We start from the raw sequence: 18,009 nt of genomic DNA, 5'->3' as shown, positions 1-18,009 counted from the left end.
TGTTCTATACGTGTAAAGCTCTATCGTCTGTGGCTGCTAAAGCAGCTTCTTTTACAGCTTCTGCAAATGTTGGGTGGGCATGAGACATACGTGAAATATCCTCGGCTGATGCTCTAAATTCCATAGCGGTTACAGCTTCTGCAATTAAATCGGCACAACGGGCACCAATCATATGAACTCCTAAAACCTCATCAGTGGTCTTATCGGCTAAGATTTTTACAAAACCATCAATATCTCCACTTGCTCTAGCACGACCTAAAGCTCTAAATGGAAACTGACCAACTTTATACTCTACCTTGTCTGCTTTTAATTCTTCTTCTGTTTTACCAACAGCAGCTACTTCTGGCCATGTATAAACCACACCTGGAATTAAGTTATAATCGATATGTGGTTTTTGTCCCGCTATAGTTTCGGCTACAAAAACACCTTCTTCTTCCGCTTTATGCGCTAACATTGCTCCTTTTATAACATCTCCTATAGCGTAGATATTAGACACATTAGTTTGTAAGTGTTCGTTAACTTCAACCTGTCCTCTATCTGTCATTTTTACACCTGCAGCGTCAAGATTTAAGCCGTCTGTATAAGGACGACGACCTACAGAAACTAAACAGTAATCTCCTTTAAATTCTACAACTTCACCTTTCTTATTTTCTGCCTTAACAATGACCTCATCACCATGACGCTCTACAGACTGTACTTTATGAGACAACATCATTTTGCATTTGGCTTTCTTAAAGACCTTATTTAGTTCTTTAGATAAGCCAGCATCCATAGTTGGTAAGATTCTGTCCATAAATTCTATAACAGTAACTTCTGCACCTAAACGACGGTACACTTGTCCAAGCTCTAAACCAATAACTCCACCACCAATAATAATCATGTGTTTAGGAACTTCTTTAAGTTTTAAAGCTTCTGTAGAAGTAATAATACGCTCTTTATCTAAAGTAATAAACGGTAAGTTACTTGGCTTACTTCCTGTGGCGATAATGATTTTTTTAGCTTCAATCTCTTGAGCGTCTTTACCTTCAATTTTAATATGAGTAGCATCTACAAAAGACCCTAAACCTTCAAAAACATCAATATTGTTTTTCTTCATTAAGAAATCAATACCTCCTGTAGTTTGATCGACAACAGCTTGTTTACGACCAATCATTTTTTCTAAATTCACTTTGATCTCACCAGGGATTTCAATACCATGATCTTCAAAATGTTTTGTTGCTTCTTCGTAGTGATGCGAAGAACTTAATAAGGCTTTACTTGGAATACAACCAACATTTAAACAGGTTCCTCCTAGTGTAGAATACTTTTCAATAATAGCTGTTTTCATCCCTAATTGTGCGCAACGAATTGCTGCTACATATCCACCAGGTCCTGAACCTATTATTGCTACATCGTATGATTTCATAAGAATACTTTTTTGTCTGATTAAAAAAACGATTACAAAAGTACAATTTTGATTAATGATTTACGAATTTTAAAACCCTATATTAAGGAAGAAAATTATTTAGTTCTTTTGTCCTAAATCTTCTAAAATCCATTCCAATTCTGGGTCAATAGATTGTAAGCGATCCTTATAACTTGGTAATAGCTCTACATCTGGCTTTACACCATAACCATCTGGTGTTACTTTGTAAGGTGCATCAATAAATGCCAATCCAATTCTTGCACGTACTTTGGTATGAGGCATCTCGTACATTTTATAGTATCCAGCAACGGTACCATTATAAGCTCCTCCGGTTTCTTCTCCAACAAAAGTAGCGCGTTTACTACCTTGTAATTGCGTAGATAATATAGACGATGCCGAAAATGAGTTACCGTTAATTAACACATAAACCTTGCCTTTAAAATTTAAAGGTTTTGGCTCTTGTTCTTTAGATGACTTAAACTTATAATATAATTTGTTATCCTCTTTTTTAGTTTTAAAAAGGTCTATGGTAATTAGCACTGGTGACGCTATACCTGCAATGGCTTTAACTAAAGTGGGACTTGAATTAGCCATAAGGCTCTTCAAAAGAGGAAAGCGTGTATTTACCTCACTCGGATTAATCATTCTAAAATTTTCATCAGTAAGATACGAATACAAATAGGTAATTTCCTTTAAGCGTCCACCAAAATTATTTCGCAAATCTATAACCAATGCTTCTGCTTTAAGAGAATCTATTAGCTTAAAACTTTCATCATAAAAGTCCTCGTAATCATATCTAGAGAATCCCCTAATTTTTAACAACGCCACAGCACTGTCTTTTCCTATAAAATTTAGATTTCTAGTATACTCGTTTCTGTCGGGAATAAAACCATATTTTTCATTGTGTTTTCGCTCTGCCTTGCGCTCCTTCTTTTTAGCCTTTCGCTCTGCTTTTGTAAGTTTTATTTTTTTGACGTCCTTAAGTTTAACGGAATCTTTCGCTAAAGAATCTTGCTTCAAATGCGCTAGATTCTTTTTTAATATCCGCTTGTATTGTTTTACAAACGTAGAATCTGAATTTCTAAAAGTGAGACTAATACTATCAAAACGGCCTTTGTCATTTACATAATAGCTCATAAAACGAGTGCCAACAACCCTCTGATGCAAAGTGGTATTATAACCATCTGAGGCTATAAGGCGTTTATATTTTTTAATTAAATCTTGTGGGCTTTCATCTTCTACTTTTAAAACTTCTGCATTAATTAAAACAGAGTCCTTCCCTCTTGCATTGGTAACAAAAAGTTTATTGTCTAAATATTCAAAATCTAAATTAGTGATATCAAACTTTGATCCTCTTAATGCTTTTCGTGCTTTTCTGTCAAACCTTTGACTGGGTGGAGACATTGACAAATGACCTTGACCAACATATTTAGTAACGGCAGACAATTGCTTATAAAATGTACGACTATCCATAGGCTTGTCAATAGCCTTCTTTAAACTATCAAATTTAAAATCTAAAACGGCTTTTGAGCTAAACTGATATAAATGGGGATGATTTCGCTGTAATTGCTCATATACCTTATCGATATCTTCATGTATATCTTCAACCGAATGTAATTTTGAAATCTGTTGATTGTACTTTTCTACACTAGAGCAAGATGTTAGCAATAGGATTAAACATAAGGTAAACGACAATTTATAACTCATATTAACTTTATTTTCAGGGGTTCTAAATATGGATTTTTAACATAATGATATGCTATATTATTTATAGACGTAAAAATATTAAGAATGGTTGCTTTATAATGCAATTAAAAAAGAAATGCTATCGTTTTTTGCATTAAAAAAAATAGTCCAAACCTTTGGACTATAAAAATAATCAAAAGAGAATGGACGTATTCTACCCTAAAGTTGCTAATAGCATGTCAAAGTTCCGTATTAAAGAATAAGCGGGCAATACTCAATTTGAGTATTTATACGATTTACAACCAATGTTGATTCATTTTTAACATGCCAACCAACTCTCCTGTTGACGAGAGGTTAAACTTTTTCAATATATTTCTTCTATGTGTATCTACCGTATGAGAACTGATATTTAATTTATTAGAAATCTCTTTACTCGTGTAATTTAAAACGAGTAATCGTATAACATCACGCTCTCTATTACTTACACCTTCATTTAATAACTTTTGAGAAAAGTTGTTAAAATAAAGCGTTTCATATTCATTTTTAGAGTTTAACAGCTTTGCAGATGCCGTTATATCCATTTTTATATTAGGATCTAAAACCGTGTAATGTGCTAAACCTATTATAGGCTTACCGTCTGAATCAAAAACCAATGGTGTAGTATTCTGAATAATATTTACATAAACACCATCACCATTCTTAATTCTAAAATTCCATGTATAATTTGTGTCTTTTCGTTTTGGTTTTGATATTTCACCAAGTGTAAATTCCATTAACTTATTAAGTGCGCTTAACCAAGCATCAATATCATCTGGATGAATTCTATTCCAAAAATAACGCATACCATGAGTCTTTAGCACTTTAGCATCAAGCCCAAGACAAGCGGTATAATTTTTACTAATATATTCAAATGTTAAGTCTTGAGTATTTGTAACACAAAAAAACGTAGAGCTATATGGTAAATATTCATCGAGCTCCATAAACTTCTTTATGTGTTCTTTTAGAAATGGTTTATCATAGGATTTAAATATGAATCGGTATAAATCTTTAATTTGAGATTGTTTCATAATGTAAAATTAGAAATTTAATCTAAAAAATAATCATTTCAGTGAAATTACAGTGGTATGCTTCACTTCATTTATCATAAACATACTGTGCGTACTACCAATATGGTCAATTTTAGTTAATTTTTCTACCATAAATTCCCTAAACGCCTCCATATCTTTTACTAAGACTTTAAGCAAATAATCGTAATCTCCACTTAAATGGTAACATTCTAAAACCTCATTAAACTGCTTAACTTCACGTTCAAAACTTACAACATAATCTTGTGTGTGCTGCACTAACTTTATATGACAAAAAGCTACAAAATCCTTTTGTACTTTATTCTTATCTATTAAAGCGACATACTTTTTTACAATACCATTTTTTTCGAGTTTTTTAATACGCTCGTAAACGGCAGTTACAGATAAATTTAACTGGTATGCTAAGGCTTTATTGGTTTGTTTACTGTCATTTTGTAGCAAATGAAGCAGCTTTCTATCAATGTCGTCAAAAATCATGCTTATCTTTTTTCGGTTAAAATAATACAAAAACCAAATCTATACTTATAAAAACTAAAAATAGCACATATTTTAGATAAATAATCTAAAGACCATCTTATTGATTGATTATTAATCTAAATTTAACGAGATTTGAAAGAATTAATCAAAATCAAATTATTATGGCTTTTAAACCCGCAAACAATATTCAAGATTTACAATACTTTGGCGAATTCGGAGGCGTAAACCCTTCTATTTCAGACTCATCAACCTATACGTTTTTATCAGCAAAAACCATGTTCGATACCTTTGAAGGTAACGCAGATGGTTGTTATTTATACTCACGCCATTCGTCTCCTTCAAACTTATATTTAGGAGAAGCTTTAGCAGCTATGGAAGGTACAGAAACAGCAACCGTTACAGCTTCTGGTATGGGTGCTATTACTCCGGTCTTATTACAACTGTGCGGTGCAGGCGAACATATTGTAAGCAGCAGAACCATTTACGGTGGTACTTATGCCTTCTTAAAAAACTTTACACCGCGTTTAGGTATTAACACCTCTTTTGTTGATATCACTAAATTAGAGGCTGTAGAAGCTGCCATTACTCCAAAAACAAAAGTCTTGTTTTGCGAAACGGTAAGTAACCCCTTATTAGAAGTGGCAGACATCGCAAGCTTAGCCAAATTAGCAAAAAAGCACAACATTACATTGGTAGTAGATAATACCTTTTCTCCCTTATCTATCTCACCTATAAAATTAGGAGCAGATGTCGTAGTTCACAGTTTAACTAAATTTATCAATGGCTCTTCAGATACTGTTGGTGGTGTAGTATGTGGTACACAAGAATTAATTGACGACCTACGAAACGTAAACAGTGGTGCAGCCATGTTATTAGGTTCTACTATGGATAGTATGCGTTCGGCTTCAGTATTAAAAAACTTGAGAACCTTGCACATTAGAATGATGCAACACAGTTATAATGCCACCTATTTAGCTAAAAAAATTGAAAATGACGGTTTAAAAACCGTTTACCCTGGCCTAGCCTCTCACCCATCGCATGAATTATTCAAATCTATGATGAATGAAAAATACGGTTTTGGAGGTATGATGACTGTCGATGTAGGATCTTTAGACAAAGCCAATGCCTTAATGGAATTAATGCAAGAGCGTAACTTAGGCTATTTAGCCGTGAGTTTAGGATTCTATAAAACCCTATTTAGCGCACCAGGAAGCTCAACTTCTTCAGAAATACCTGAAGATGAACAAAAAGAAATGGGCTTAAGTGATGGCTTAATTCGTTTTTCTATTGGTCTTGATGCCGATATAGAACGTACCTACGATATGATGAAAACTTGCATGAAAGAATTAGACATTCTTTAAGCTAAAATCACAGCTATATAATTAATGGTTAGATGCTTAGGTAACACTAAGGGTCTAACCCTTTTTTTTGCTTCAAATTCTAGGATTTGCATTCCATTTGCAAATGGCTTAACAAAATCGTAACATTACAGAACTAAACGGACTAAAAATGCAAGAAAACGACAACCTAAGTGAGATTAAAACAGAAGATCAAGTAATTATAGACAATAAAGCACTTAGTTTTTTTGAAGCACTTATACCTGTTGTTATGCTCATGGCCATGCTAGCCTATAACATCTTTTTTGTTGAGGATCAAGAATGGTTTGGAGGCTACACCAATCAAATTATTTTATTATTAGGTGGTGGCATTGCTGCTATTGTTGGCTTTTTTAATAAAGTGAATATCAAAATCATGCTCAAAGAGGTTTGGGAAAACCTAAGAAGTGTATTTGTGCCTATAATGATTTTATTCTTAGTAGGTGCTTTAGCAGGAACTTGGTTAGTCAGTGGAGTCATTCCCGCCATGGTCTATTACGGCTTACAAGTTTTAAGTCCCGAAATATTCTTACCAGCATCCGTCGTTATTGCCGCTGTAATATCTATTGCCACAGGGAGTTCTTGGACCACCTCGGCAACCGTGGGTATTGCTTTAGTAGGCATTGGTACTGCTTTGGGCATTAATCCTGGGATGATTGCCGGTGCTGTAATTTCTGGAGCTTACTTCGGTGATAAAATGTCACCATTAAGCGACACCACAAACCTAGCTCCCGCTATGGCTGGGACGGATTTGTTTACACATATTAGATATATGGCCATCACCACCGTGCCTACCATTATTATAACATTAATTGTATTTGCCATAATTAGTGCCAATATAGACCCTACAGGAACTGCAGATGTTAGCAATTTATTAGCTTCAATTAAAAACACCTTTCACATATCACCTTGGTTATTTATGGTACCTGTTACAGTAGTGGCTTTAATACTACTCAAAACAAAACCACTAATAGCTTTAGCATCCGGAATTGTTCTAGCCATCGTATTTGCATTCATTTTTCAAGCTCCAGTACTAGAAAACTTATCCGAATCTAAATTCTCGGCCGTTATTAACTCTATTTTCACAGAGACCTCTATCGCTACAGATAATGAAAATTTAAATGACCTCTTCTCTGCTAAAGGTATGCAGGGCATGCTCTGGACCATCTATTTAATTATATGCGCCATGGTTTTTGGAGGCATTATGGACGCCATTGGAGCACTATCCCGAATCACAAAAGCACTGCTTTCTATAGCCACCTCTATATTCGGATTATTTGCCAGTACTGTGGTAAGCTGTTTAGGTTTAAATATCATTGCCTCAGATCAATACTTGGCCATTGTCATTCCTGGAAAGATGTTTAAGCAAGCTTATATCGATAAAGGCTTAGCACCAGAAAATTTAAGTCGTACCCTAGAGGATTCCGGAACCGTTACCTCTGTACTAATCCCATGGAACACTTGTGGAGCTTACCAAAGTGGCGTCCTAGGTGTTGGTGTGGGCGAATACTTTATGTATGCCATCTTTAACTGGTTAAGTCCTTTTACCACCTTAATATTTGCAGCCTTAAATCTTAAAATTAAGATGCTAAAAGCTAAATAGTTTTTATTTATTAAAAATAAAATACAGTATAGCTAAAATCTATTGCTTTATAAAAAATTAAAATTTGCTTAACGTATTAATTCACTAATGAAAAGTATCTTTGTAGTAGAAAATTAATAATCAATTTAAAACTATAAAAACATGGCATTAGTAGGAAGACAATTTCCAAATTTAGACGTAAACGCAATGAACGATATGGGCGACACTTTTAAAGTGAACGTTCTAGAAGAAGCAAAAAACAATAACAAGAAAGTCGTATTATTCTGGTACCCAAAAGATTTTACTTTTGTATGTCCTACAGAATTACACGCTTTCCAAGCGGCTTTAGGCGAATTTGAAAAAAGAAACACTATTGTAATTGGTGCATCTTGTGATACTGCCGAAGTACACTTTGCTTGGTTAAGCACACCTAAAGATAATGGAGGAATTGAAGGAGTAACATACCCAATCTTAGCCGATTCTAACCGTAACCTAGCTTCAGCATTAGGAATCTTAGATATCTTCAATGAGCAATTTGATGAAGAAACTGGTTTAGTAACAGTTGAAGGTGATAACGTAACCTACAGAGCAACATATATCATTGACGAAGAAGGAACCATCCAACACGAAAGTATTAACAACATGCCTTTAGGTAGAAACGTTAACGAATACTTGAGAATTATCGATGCCTTAACACACGTACAAGAAAAAGGTGAAGTTTGCCCAGCAAACTGGGAAGAAGGTAAAGAAGCAATGCAAGCCAATGCTAAAGGGACTGCTGAGTATTTAGCATCTCACTAAAAACGTACTGGCATTGCGAACAGAGTAAAGCAATCTCAATTAAACCTGATAGGTTTCTAAAACCTATCAGGTTTATTAAAATAACAAACTATGATACAAGAATTAGAACAAGATAATCTGCAAGAGATTATCAATGGTAACGATACAGTGATCGTACAATATTCAGCGACCTGGTGTGGAAATTGTAGAATAATGAAACCTAAGTTTAAGAAATTAGCAACAGAACACGAAGGAGCTACTTTTGTGATTGCTGATGCTGAAAAATTTCCTGAAAGTAGAAAATTAGCAACGGTAGACAATTTACCAACCTTTGCAACATTTAAGAATGGCGAATTTAAAAGCCAAGTACAAACCAATAAGTTCGATGTTTTAAAAGAACTGGTTGACGAAGTAGCTTAATTTGTTTAACCTTTTAATAGATTCCTGCTTTCGCAGGAAATGCATATGAAACTACCCGTAATAAAACACTTAACGCAGTTTATTGAAGACAATGACGAAGACTACATCATTGAAACTATTGAAACGCTAGAGGCCTTAACCGAAGTACCATCCTTAAAAGATGAAGAACTAGACGTCATTGGAGAATTAATCTCTAACATGTATGGAGCCATTGAAGTCAACAAAATGATCAAAGAAGGAGCTACTAAAAAAGATGCCGTTAACAATTTTATGAAACGTGTCTTAGGCTCTATTGATAAATAGATAGATAGAAAAAGAAAAATTAATAAGTATAAAACCACCTTGCGAAAGCTTGGTGGTTTTTACGTTTTATAGGGTTTTGAGATGTAAAAATTAGCCTTTACGGATTACCGTAAGTTATTTAGAATAGAAGGAGGTAACTTGGCTGTTGATTCTGAGAGCTGTACGTAACTTTACGTATAGATTTTTGAGATAATATAATTAGATTTGTTGCTGACGACTTTTAAACTCATATTAAACCTGTCATAACTTATTTGATTTATGGGGTATGAATGATAAAAGTTATGATATAACGAGTTGTAAGCAATATGAGAAAAACGTTAACGATACTAATTTTACTTCTGATTTTTTCTTGTAAAAAGTCGGAATATAAAACGATTGACTTTGGCTCGTTTGAAATTACTGTGCCTCAAAATTGGAAAGAATACGAAGTTAAAGGAATCGACAGTTATGTTGGTGGATTAGTAACGAATGAACAAGATACTTTGATTTTTGATTTGGGTTGGTATTCTGGAGATTTGACAAAAAACATTGAAATACTTGTGTTTAGTAAAACCGAATATTCTGAATTCTCTGAAAAGCAAAAGAGTCGATTAGAAAAGGTAAAACATTTGATAGTCGATGATGAATTTACTGCTGAATATGACGCAAAAGAATATCTAAAATATAAATTCACAAAAGACAGTATTGCTTGCTTTTCAGCCAAATTTATTGAGCCAACAAACAAAGGTTTTGGTGCGAGCGGAATTTACATTGACAGTTTAAAAGGAAGCAGAAAGAATCATAATAAAACATCTATGAGTTTTTATGGAAATGATTTGTCGGAATCCACTCAAGCGGAATTTTTCAAAGCGCTGAAAAAGATGGAATTTAATGATTATTGTGAATAAAATACTGCTTACAACAACGTATATAATTTATTGCTAGTTCTAGCCTACTTACGAAAATCCTCGCGGATTTTCTATTCGGTTTTTATTTGCTAAATTAGTTGCTCAAACCACGCAACAAACCATATACAAACACGTTAGGTTTCATACGAAAAAAACACTCTACACCAAACAACAAGTTAAATGAAAATCAAAAAAATAGAAGTCCAAAACTTTCGACTATTAGAAAACATAAACTGCAATTTAGAAGACGATATAACATTAATCGTAGGAAAGAATAACACAGGAAAAACTTCTTTTTTTGAAGCTATAAAGTTAGCTACTTCCACAGATGGAAAATTTATATTTGAGGACTTTTCACAGAGTACTTATACTGTGTTTAAATCTTCTTACAATAAATATTTAGAATCTAAAAAAGAAGGAATCACAGAAGAGGATCGAGAAGAACTTGAAAAACAACTGTTAGTAGAAATTCCTAAAATTAAAATCAATTTTGAAATTGAGTATGATAAAATAAGTAATGAATCATTAGTTGAGCTTAGTGAATTTATAACAGATTTAGAGGATGCTAGAAATGATGCTACAATTTGTGTGTCTTTTGAGCCAAAAAACACTTTAAAAGTCTTTCATTCATTTGAAAATAGAAAAGACAAAAGCATCGACTTAATAAAATACCTTCATCAGAACATCAAGTTTTTATATAAAAATGTTTGCTATGCAATTGATAGAGAATCTGATTATAAAAGAATAATCGAAGACAGTTTTAAAACTAAAATTCAAAAAATAGTACTTTTTGAAAGCATAAAAGCAATGAGAGTTTTAGATGACATAAAAGGAGATTCTAACAATGCATTATCTCTTGGCTTTTCAAATTACTATAGTCATAGAGATAAAACAGACAATAAAGATGTTGAAGAATTAGAAGATGCTCTGAAAGGAATTGCTTCTGATTTAAAAGAAAGATATAAGAAAGTACTAGAGAATATAATGCTCGAATTAAAAAAGTTTGGAGCAAATACACCTGTTTCAATCCCCCCTATAGAGATTGATTCAATATTTGATTCTGAAAAAGTATTAAAAAACAATATCCAATATTTATATAAGCAAAATGAAATAAACTTACCTGAAAGCTATAATGGACTCGGTTACAGTAATCTAATTTATATGATTTTAGAATTAGCCAGTTTCATTGAGAAATTTAAAAATTCTAAAGAGGAAAAGCTTTCAAATTTTCTTGTTGTACTTATTGAAGAACCAGAAGCTCATATGCATCCTCAAATGCAACAAGTATTTATTAGTCAAGTAGCAGAACTTATAAAAGAAGCTAGAAATAAATATAATATTCAGATACAGGTTATAATTACAACTCATTCTTCACATATACTTTCAGAATCAGGTATTGAAACAGAAAGAGGGTTTAATAGAATTAGATATTTCAATAGATTAAAAACAGCATCTGGAGGATATAAAATAACTAATCAAGATTTTAATAATTTAAAAATTAAAGATGATGCACGAACTTTTAGATTTTTAAGGCAATATCTAACACTTCATAAATCTGATTTATTTTTTGCAGATAAAGTCATATTAGTTGAAGGAACAACTGAACGTATGCTTTTACCTCAAATGATTAAAAAAAGTGCTAAATCATTATGTAATGAATATGTTTCTATATTGGAAGTTGGCGGAGCGTATGCCCATTCTTTCAGGGAAATATTAGAGTTTATTAATGTAAGAACCTTGATAATTACTGATATTGATTCAAGTAATAAAAAAGATGGCAAATGTCCTGTTTCTAAAGGTGAATACACAACTAATTACACTTTAATAAACTGGTTACCAAATAAAACTACTATATCTGATTTAGTAAATTGTAAAGTTGAAGATAAGATACAAGACAACATTCGTGTGGCTTATCAAACAAAAGAAAATGGTTATAACGCAAGAAGTTTTGAAGATGCTTTTATAAATGCAAATAAAGCTTTCTTTTTAACTGAGCACCCAATTGAAAAAGGAAAAAAAATAAAGGATGAGTTTTCTTATATAAAAAACAAAGATATTTCTAAAGAAATGCCTGATAAGTTTACATCGAAACAAAAAACGGAATTCACATTCGATATTATGTCTTTTAACGAAAAGGAATATGGAAAATGGAAAGTTCCAGCATATATAAATGAAGGTTTAGTTTGGTTAGCTAAAAACGATTAGAATGATAGCTATAGAACAAATAATAAATCACATAGGAGAAAACAAAAGTTTTGTTCTTGAAGCTGGAGCTGGTTCAGGTAAAACATATACTTTAATTCAAACGATAAATCACGTTTTAGCAACTAAAGGAAAAAGTATCAAACTAAACAATCAAAGAATTGTTTGTATTACTTACACTAATGTTGCCAAAAATGAAATTATTGAAAGACTTGAAAATAATCCTTTAGTAATTGTTTCCACAATTCACGAATTTTTATGGGATTGCATCAAAAGATTCAACAAACAACTAATTATTGAATTAGATGTTTTAAACGAGTTTATGATTGCTAATAGTAAAAAACCTGAAAAATATAAAACTGGATTAAAAGATAGGATTAAAACAGAAGTGAAATATGATGATAGTGGTTATAGAGATTTTGAACAAGGAAGTCTACATCACGATGATGTAATAACTTTGTCATTACAGATGTTTAAAAACTATACTGCTTTAACTCAAATCTTAGGTCAAAAATATCCTTATATTTTTATAGACGAGTATCAAGATACAGCAAGTGAAACTGTTGATGCTATTGTAAATCATTTACTCGAAAGGAATAAAACAAAACTATTAGTTGGTTTCTACGGAGATTCTTATCAAAAAATCTACGATGAAGGAATTGGTTCTCTTGAGTCCTATGTTGATGAGAATAAACTTAAACTCGTGACAAAAGATGATAATTATCGATCTTCCGAAAGTGTAGTTAATCTATTAAATAATATTCGAGATAATATAACTCAAACAATACCTGATCGTAAAGAAAGTATTGAAGGAAGTATTCAATTTATTAATTGCACAAACGATTCTAAGCAACCAAAAGAAAAAGTAGCAGATTATAAAGAAAGAGTTGCACCTAAAAAAGATTCAGACTACAATAGTGTGGTTTCAAGTTTAGAAAAAAATGGTTGGGATTTCTCAGAATTAGGTGATGACAAAATTCTAATAATAGCAAATAGCAAAGTCGCAGAAAGGGCAGGATTTGGAAATCTGTATAAAACTTATTCAAAAAGGTTTTATGACCCTAAAGCTGAATTATTAAATAGAGAAAATCATTTTGCTTCTTACTTCTTTGGCTCTAAAGACAAAAAGACCTCTAAAGAAAGAGAAACTGGAATTGAACATTTGATTTCTTTTTGGGAAAACAAAAATTATAACAGAGTTATAAAATACCTAAAACAACAAGGTGTTTTTAGTGCTTTAACCAAACATTCTGATAAACAAGAAATTGAAAATAAATTAGAGGAATTAACTACATTAAGAACTACTGGAACAGTTGAAGATGTTTTTAATTTTTGTCAAGAAAATAGGTTATCGCTTCCTTCTATAAAATTACAGAAATTCATAGAAAAGCTAAGTATAGATATAACCAACATTAGTAACGATAAAGAACAGAAAACTGCAATTAAAAATAAAGAGTTTTACGAATCATTAATGCAAATTAATTACAAAGAAATAATTTATGCTTTTAAACATATTAAAGAACAAACTTCATATTCAACAAAACACGGAACAAAAGGAGAAGAATACCGAAATGTTTTAGTTGTAATCGATGATACAAGTTGGCCTGGACAATATAATTTTGAGAAATTCTTTAACAATACTGATGACAAAGAGCATCGAAAATTAAGAACTAAGAATTTGTTTTATGTATCTTGTTCTAGAGCTAAAGAAAATTTAGTTGTTTTAGCACTTTCACAAATGGGAATTACAGCAATGAATAAAATAACTGAATGGTTTGGAGCTGAAAACATACAAATAAAATAAGCACGAAAACCTAAGAATGTATAAAGATAATAGCGGTTTAATCGCTAAATATAAAGTAAGTAGATATAAAAGGTCTGTGCTGAACCGAAAAGTTAGCGATTAGAAATCCGCTACTATTCTTATATTAGACCGTTACCACACATTTGAGAAAAACCAATGTTAGAGGAATTAATTAAACGAACAAACACCACAGAATTCTATCAAAATGGACATTTTCATTTGACCGAATTAAAAGGTCAAATTGGACATTTTAAAACAATGGAATTTAATTTTATCGTTGAAGAACGAGATGATTATGGAAAAATTACTGATGTTGAACATTGGCGATTAATTACTCATAATACAATAAAATTTAGCGGAATTTTTAGCGAACAGTATTTACCATATATAAAACTAAAAGTCTTAACTGAACATCCACTACTTTGGACTTTCAACAAAAACGAATTGGAATGTGAATTAAATGGTTTTCCGACAAACGCAAGTGAATTTATTGGAGATTTATTCTTTGCCTACGAAAAACACGCTGGAAATTGGTTGCCACTAAATGAGAATTTTTACAACATCAAAGAATATTATAAAAAAGCCGGAAAAATGAATCTCGGAATTTCAGAACCGCTCGCTGAACCGATAAGAGCAGTTTGTGAAAAACACGGAATTGAATTTAATGTTGAGAACGTAATTAAGGATTTTGACAAAGGTTATGCGTATCGACCTAATGCAAAGCTTCTGATTTTTGGAAACGAAGATGTTAGTCCAAACGATTTTAGTTTGGGACAACCATATATAATCGCAGATGAATTTATTGCAAACCGAAAATAAAAAACGTGTGGTAACACCGTGTATAATTAATGGCTAGTTCTCGCCTACTTACGAAAATCCTCGTAGATTTTCTATTCGGTTTGTATTTGCTAAATTACGTGCTAAACCACGCAACAAACCATATACAATCACGTTAGAGGCAATTTTGACCCGTCCTGAAATAAGGCTACATAATTTTAAACATTATGTACAAAAATGACAAAGTAATCAGACGGTATTCAGAACCATTTAAACTGAAAATTTTAGCCGAACTTACAACCGGAAAACATACAAAGAGTGAACTTTGTAAACTCTACTCTATCGCACCTACAACGGTCAATGAGTGGATTAAAAAGTATAATCGTAAAGATTTAATGAACACCAGAGTGAAAGTGGAAACAAAAGACGAAACCTAACGAAGTGGTTCAGCGAAGCTAAATATCTAGAATCAAAGCATTGCAAAAAGAGAATGAAAAACTTAAAAAGCTAATGCTTAAAAAGGATTCGGATGCAATGGTAGAGGAATCTTATCTTGAAGTAGCTGCAGAAAAATTAGGATATAAAAATGTTCAGCAACTTAAAAAAACTCAATATCTAGCTTTAATTAAAACTAGAAATAGAGCTAAGGGATTTGCTTCTTTGACAACGATAACTCATTGTTTTGGACTTAAACGTAATGCTTATTACAAGCATAAAAATAGAGCTGATAAGCGTATAAAACTAGAACAACAGATTATAAACATAGTCAGTAAAAAACGCAAATCCCTTCCTAGAAAAGGCGTACGCAAACTCATAAAATCATTAGATGATGAGTTTACAAAAGTTAACATCAAAGTTGGTAGAGATACGCTATTTAGTGTCCTTAGAAAGCATAACATGCTTACACTTAGAAAGAAAACCAGTGCTAGAACCACCAACTCTTATCATCGTTTTTATAAATATAATAACATCATAAAAGACTTAGAAGTTTCTAGAGTTAACCAAGTTTGGGTATCTGATATCACATACATAAGAACTGTAAAAGGGTTTTGTTATCTGGCTTTAATAACAGACATGTATTCAAGAAAAATAGTTGGTTATAACATTAGTAGATAGCTTGGAACTAAAAGGATGCGTAAGAGCACTTAATAAGGCTATTTATCAAGCTAAAAACATTAATGGACTCATACATCATTGCTTCGCCAGTTCGGCAAAAATGCCTCGGGTCAGACAGAGGAATACAGTATTGTAGTAATCAATACACGCAAATACTAAAGAGAAAAAAGATAGATATCAGTATGACTGAAGAAAATCATTGTTACGAAAATGCCATGGCTGAGCGTGTAAACGGCATATTAAAAGATGAGTTTTATCTCGACCAGACCTTTGATAACGTAGCACACGCTAAAAGAGCCGCAAAAAATGCAATTAATTTATACAACGAAATAAGATTACATTTATCTTTAGACTATAAAACACCTAATATGGTATATAAATTATCAGCGTAAAATCAATTTTAACCTGTAGCCATATTTCAGGACTAAACATTTAAAAAAACACTGCAAATGACTGAAATCAAGATACCTTTAAGTAAAACCAAACTAGTTTTGATGCTATTTGGAGGATTAGCATTTGTTTTTGGCGGAGTTTGGATGATTATAAAACCTGATAACTCTTCCTATATTCGACATTCTAACGATTTTCTTTTTTTTATGGGATTAGCAAGTGTTTTATTCTTTGGACTTGGTGTGTTTTTTATTCTTAGAAAAATTTTCAGCGAAAAAGTAGGACTGATTATAAATGATGAAGGAATTTTTGATAATTCAAATGCTATATGTGTAGGATTAATTGAATGGCAAGACATATCTGGAATTGACACTATTAAAGTTAAAGTCCCAGTTTACGATTTGGGAATTGATGTTTCCTCTCAAAAAATGATAATATTAAAAACCAATAAGCCTGAAAAATACATCGAACGTCAAAAAAATATAATTTTAAAAGAAACGTTGGAATACAATAACCAAGAGTATGGTTCTCCCCTAACTATAATAAGTACTGGTTTGAAAATAAAATTCTCGGAATTAGAGCAATTAATCAGAAGAGAAATTAATAATCGGAAAAAATAAAAAACGTGTTACAACAACTTGTATAGCTCATTGCGGCTGAATTTCCTCGCAGAAATTCAATCTTATTCGCTATCTTTCGGTCACGGCGGAAAATCATAGCTGATTTTCCGTAACAAACTAAAGAAACACGTTGGCACCAATTTGACCAACTCGCCCTTAATTAAAATAACAAACTCCCTAAAATTTTAGTATTAAGCTAAAATTCTCGTTAATCTATTGATTTACTTTATTTGAATAAAGATAAAAACGTTCTTGAATCGTTTTTAACAAATATAGCAACACTAAAATCATCTTAAAAAGATAATTATTTATTGTAAAACAATATTTTTTTATACATTTGCAATAATAAAATATATTTTATTATATGCAAAAATCAATTATTATTTCCAAAGTTTTATACTACATCTCAAGGATGTTGGGTGGTTTATATTTAGTTACTGGTGTTTACGGGTCTTTTAGCTGGATAACAAACACCCATATGTTAATAAAAGATAAACAAACAATTATCACCTATCCTTTTACAGAGGAGTCTTTTTTAATTTTAGACAGCAACACAACGTATTTAATCTTTTCGTTTTTAATTCCTGTTTTAGGGTATGGTTTGTTTTTTTGGCTACTATCTAATGTCTTTAAGGTATTCTACCAAGATAAATTATTTACCGCCGAAAATATTGTGCATTTGCGACGGTTTTATCTTGTCAATATATTTCTACCAGCTGTACTCACCATATTCACATCGTTTTTTATGCCCATAGAACACGAAATGTTTCTGATTATTATCCTGCATCTTGTTTTAGGTGTTTTTGTGTTTTTTATGTCAGAAATATTTAACCAAGGATTGCATTTACAAAACGAACAAGACTTATACATTTAAACTATGCCCATTGTAATAAATATAGATGTCATGCTTGCCAAACGAAAAATGAAGAGTAAAGAATTGGTTAAAGAAGTTGGCATTACACCTGCAAATTTATCGATACTAAAAAATGGAAAAGCCAAAGGCATTCGCTTTGAAACTCTAGAAAAAATATGCAAAGCCTTAGACTGTAAACCTGGAGACATTATAGACTATGTAGACTAGCACTCTCTTAAATATTAT

19 protein-coding genes are annotated in these 18,009 nt (G+C 32.0%); 15 read left to right on the top strand and 4 right to left on the bottom strand.

What is annotated here, in order from left to right; genetic code table 11:
* Positions 1-4 precede the first annotated feature (4 nt).
* The 4 genes from lpdA to VDP25_RS10970 all read right to left on the bottom strand — a co-directional run bounded on the left by lpdA (position 5) and on the right by VDP25_RS10970 (position 4,653).
* Positions 5-1,405: a dihydrolipoyl dehydrogenase gene (lpdA, locus tag VDP25_RS10985; RefSeq protein WP_334469686.1), complete on the bottom strand. Its 1,401-nt coding sequence runs from the start codon at positions 1,403-1,405 to the stop codon at positions 5-7.
* A gap of 99 nt (positions 1,406-1,504) precedes the next feature.
* Positions 1,505-3,112, bottom strand: coding sequence for a S41 family peptidase (locus VDP25_RS10980; RefSeq protein WP_334469684.1), 1,608 nt, complete (start codon positions 3,110-3,112; stop codon positions 1,505-1,507).
* 275 nt (positions 3,113-3,387) lie between these two features.
* Positions 3,388-4,158 (bottom strand): LuxR C-terminal-related transcriptional regulator, encoded by a 771-nt coding sequence (locus tag VDP25_RS10975; protein ID WP_334469682.1) that lies wholly within the window; start codon positions 4,156-4,158, stop codon positions 3,388-3,390.
* A 33-nt stretch (positions 4,159-4,191) separates the two neighbouring features.
* Positions 4,192-4,653, bottom strand: coding sequence for an Lrp/AsnC family transcriptional regulator (locus VDP25_RS10970; protein ID WP_215924857.1), 462 nt, complete (start codon positions 4,651-4,653; stop codon positions 4,192-4,194).
* Positions 4,654-4,814: 161 nt separating this feature from the next.
* On the opposite strand from VDP25_RS10970, the gene VDP25_RS10965 reads away from it, so the two are divergent.
* The 15 genes from VDP25_RS10965 (at position 4,815) to VDP25_RS10895 (ending at position 17,991) form a co-directional block, all read left to right on the top strand.
* A complete protein-coding gene (locus tag VDP25_RS10965) occupies positions 4,815-6,014 on the top strand; it encodes an aminotransferase class I/II-fold pyridoxal phosphate-dependent enzyme (RefSeq protein WP_334469680.1) in 1,200 nt (399 codons plus the stop codon).
* 148 nt (positions 6,015-6,162) lie between these two features.
* On the top strand, positions 6,163-7,632 hold the full coding sequence (gene nhaC, locus VDP25_RS10960; protein WP_334469678.1) for a Na+/H+ antiporter NhaC: 1,470 nt from the start codon (positions 6,163-6,165) through the stop codon (positions 7,630-7,632).
* 141 nt (positions 7,633-7,773) lie between these two features.
* Positions 7,774-8,412 carry a peroxiredoxin gene (locus VDP25_RS10955; RefSeq protein ID WP_334469676.1) on the top strand — a complete coding sequence of 213 codons (639 nt, stop codon included), beginning with the start codon at positions 7,774-7,776 and terminating at the stop codon, positions 8,410-8,412.
* A 90-nt stretch (positions 8,413-8,502) separates the two neighbouring features.
* Positions 8,503-8,811 (top strand): thioredoxin family protein, encoded by a 309-nt coding sequence (locus tag VDP25_RS10950; protein WP_334469674.1) that lies wholly within the window; start codon positions 8,503-8,505, stop codon positions 8,809-8,811.
* 45 nt (positions 8,812-8,856) lie between these two features.
* Positions 8,857-9,114 carry a DUF6952 family protein gene (locus tag VDP25_RS10945; RefSeq protein WP_215924862.1) on the top strand — a complete coding sequence of 86 codons (258 nt, stop codon included), beginning with the start codon at positions 8,857-8,859 and terminating at the stop codon, positions 9,112-9,114.
* Positions 9,115-9,419: 305 nt separating this feature from the next.
* Entirely contained in the window at positions 9,420-10,001 is a 582-nt protein-coding gene (locus VDP25_RS10940; RefSeq protein ID WP_334469672.1) for a hypothetical protein, read from the top strand.
* Positions 10,002-10,181: 180 nt separating this feature from the next.
* Positions 10,182-12,206, top strand: coding sequence for an ATP-dependent nuclease (locus VDP25_RS10935; RefSeq protein ID WP_334469670.1), 2,025 nt, complete (start codon positions 10,182-10,184; stop codon positions 12,204-12,206).
* Between the two features lies 1 nt (position 12,207).
* Positions 12,208-14,007: an ATP-dependent helicase gene (locus VDP25_RS10930; RefSeq protein WP_334469668.1), complete on the top strand. Its 1,800-nt coding sequence runs from the start codon at positions 12,208-12,210 to the stop codon at positions 14,005-14,007.
* 156 nt (positions 14,008-14,163) lie between these two features.
* Positions 14,164-14,826: a hypothetical protein gene (locus tag VDP25_RS10925; protein WP_334469666.1), complete on the top strand. Its 663-nt coding sequence runs from the start codon at positions 14,164-14,166 to the stop codon at positions 14,824-14,826.
* Between the two features lie 185 nt (positions 14,827-15,011).
* Positions 15,012-15,221: a transposase gene (locus VDP25_RS10920; protein WP_236778444.1), complete on the top strand. Its 210-nt coding sequence runs from the start codon at positions 15,012-15,014 to the stop codon at positions 15,219-15,221.
* Positions 15,222-15,261: 40 nt separating this feature from the next.
* Positions 15,262-15,900 (top strand): DDE-type integrase/transposase/recombinase, encoded by a 639-nt coding sequence (locus VDP25_RS10915; protein ID WP_334469662.1) that lies wholly within the window; start codon positions 15,262-15,264, stop codon positions 15,898-15,900.
* A 62-nt stretch (positions 15,901-15,962) separates the two neighbouring features.
* Complete coding sequence (locus VDP25_RS10910) at positions 15,963-16,292, top strand: integrase core domain-containing protein (RefSeq protein WP_334469660.1); 330 nt, start codon at positions 15,963-15,965, stop codon at positions 16,290-16,292.
* A gap of 57 nt (positions 16,293-16,349) precedes the next feature.
* Positions 16,350-16,910 carry an STM3941 family protein gene (locus VDP25_RS10905; protein ID WP_334469658.1) on the top strand — a complete coding sequence of 187 codons (561 nt, stop codon included), beginning with the start codon at positions 16,350-16,352 and terminating at the stop codon, positions 16,908-16,910.
* Positions 16,911-17,274: 364 nt separating this feature from the next.
* Positions 17,275-17,784 (top strand): DUF2975 domain-containing protein, encoded by a 510-nt coding sequence (locus VDP25_RS10900; RefSeq protein ID WP_334469656.1) that lies wholly within the window; start codon positions 17,275-17,277, stop codon positions 17,782-17,784.
* Positions 17,785-17,787: 3 nt separating this feature from the next.
* The gene (locus VDP25_RS10895; RefSeq protein WP_215929021.1) at positions 17,788-17,991 is read left to right on the top strand and encodes a helix-turn-helix domain-containing protein; all 204 of its coding nucleotides are present in this window, start codon (positions 17,788-17,790) and stop codon (positions 17,989-17,991) included.
* The last annotated feature ends 18 nt before the right edge of the window (positions 17,992-18,009 follow it).

This window comes from Winogradskyella sp. ECml5-4, from assembly GCF_036903175.1.
Taxonomy (GTDB): domain Bacteria; phylum Bacteroidota; class Bacteroidia; order Flavobacteriales; family Flavobacteriaceae; genus Winogradskyella; species Winogradskyella damuponensis.
This window is presented reverse-complemented; position numbering and strand designations above follow the sequence as displayed.

Excerpts from the sequence above, each read along its gene's own strand:
- lpdA (WP_334469686.1), bottom strand. The coding sequence starts at position 1,405 with ATGAAATCATACGATGTAGCAATAATAGGTTCAGGACCTGGTGGATAT.
- VDP25_RS10980 (WP_334469684.1), bottom strand. The coding sequence starts at position 3,112 with ATGAGTTATAAATTGTCGTTTACCTTATGTTTAATCCTATTGCTAACA.
- VDP25_RS10975 (WP_334469682.1), bottom strand. The coding sequence starts at position 4,158 with ATGAAACAATCTCAAATTAAAGATTTATACCGATTCATATTTAAATCC.
- VDP25_RS10970 (WP_215924857.1), bottom strand. The coding sequence starts at position 4,653 with ATGATTTTTGACGACATTGATAGAAAGCTGCTTCATTTGCTACAAAAT.
- VDP25_RS10965 (WP_334469680.1), top strand. The coding sequence starts at position 4,815 with ATGGCTTTTAAACCCGCAAACAATATTCAAGATTTACAATACTTTGGC.
- nhaC (WP_334469678.1), top strand. The coding sequence starts at position 6,163 with ATGCAAGAAAACGACAACCTAAGTGAGATTAAAACAGAAGATCAAGTA.
- VDP25_RS10955 (WP_334469676.1), top strand. The coding sequence starts at position 7,774 with ATGGCATTAGTAGGAAGACAATTTCCAAATTTAGACGTAAACGCAATG.
- VDP25_RS10950 (WP_334469674.1), top strand. The coding sequence starts at position 8,503 with ATGATACAAGAATTAGAACAAGATAATCTGCAAGAGATTATCAATGGT.
- VDP25_RS10945 (WP_215924862.1), top strand. The coding sequence starts at position 8,857 with ATGAAACTACCCGTAATAAAACACTTAACGCAGTTTATTGAAGACAAT.
- VDP25_RS10940 (WP_334469672.1), top strand. The coding sequence starts at position 9,420 with ATGAGAAAAACGTTAACGATACTAATTTTACTTCTGATTTTTTCTTGT.
- VDP25_RS10935 (WP_334469670.1), top strand. The coding sequence starts at position 10,182 with ATGAAAATCAAAAAAATAGAAGTCCAAAACTTTCGACTATTAGAAAAC.
- VDP25_RS10930 (WP_334469668.1), top strand. The coding sequence starts at position 12,208 with ATGATAGCTATAGAACAAATAATAAATCACATAGGAGAAAACAAAAGT.
- VDP25_RS10925 (WP_334469666.1), top strand. The coding sequence starts at position 14,164 with ATGTTAGAGGAATTAATTAAACGAACAAACACCACAGAATTCTATCAA.
- VDP25_RS10920 (WP_236778444.1), top strand. The coding sequence starts at position 15,012 with ATGTACAAAAATGACAAAGTAATCAGACGGTATTCAGAACCATTTAAA.
- VDP25_RS10910 (WP_334469660.1), top strand. The coding sequence starts at position 15,963 with ATGGACTCATACATCATTGCTTCGCCAGTTCGGCAAAAATGCCTCGGG.
- VDP25_RS10905 (WP_334469658.1), top strand. The coding sequence starts at position 16,350 with ATGACTGAAATCAAGATACCTTTAAGTAAAACCAAACTAGTTTTGATG.
- VDP25_RS10900 (WP_334469656.1), top strand. The coding sequence starts at position 17,275 with ATGCAAAAATCAATTATTATTTCCAAAGTTTTATACTACATCTCAAGG.
- VDP25_RS10895 (WP_215929021.1), top strand. The coding sequence starts at position 17,788 with ATGCCCATTGTAATAAATATAGATGTCATGCTTGCCAAACGAAAAATG.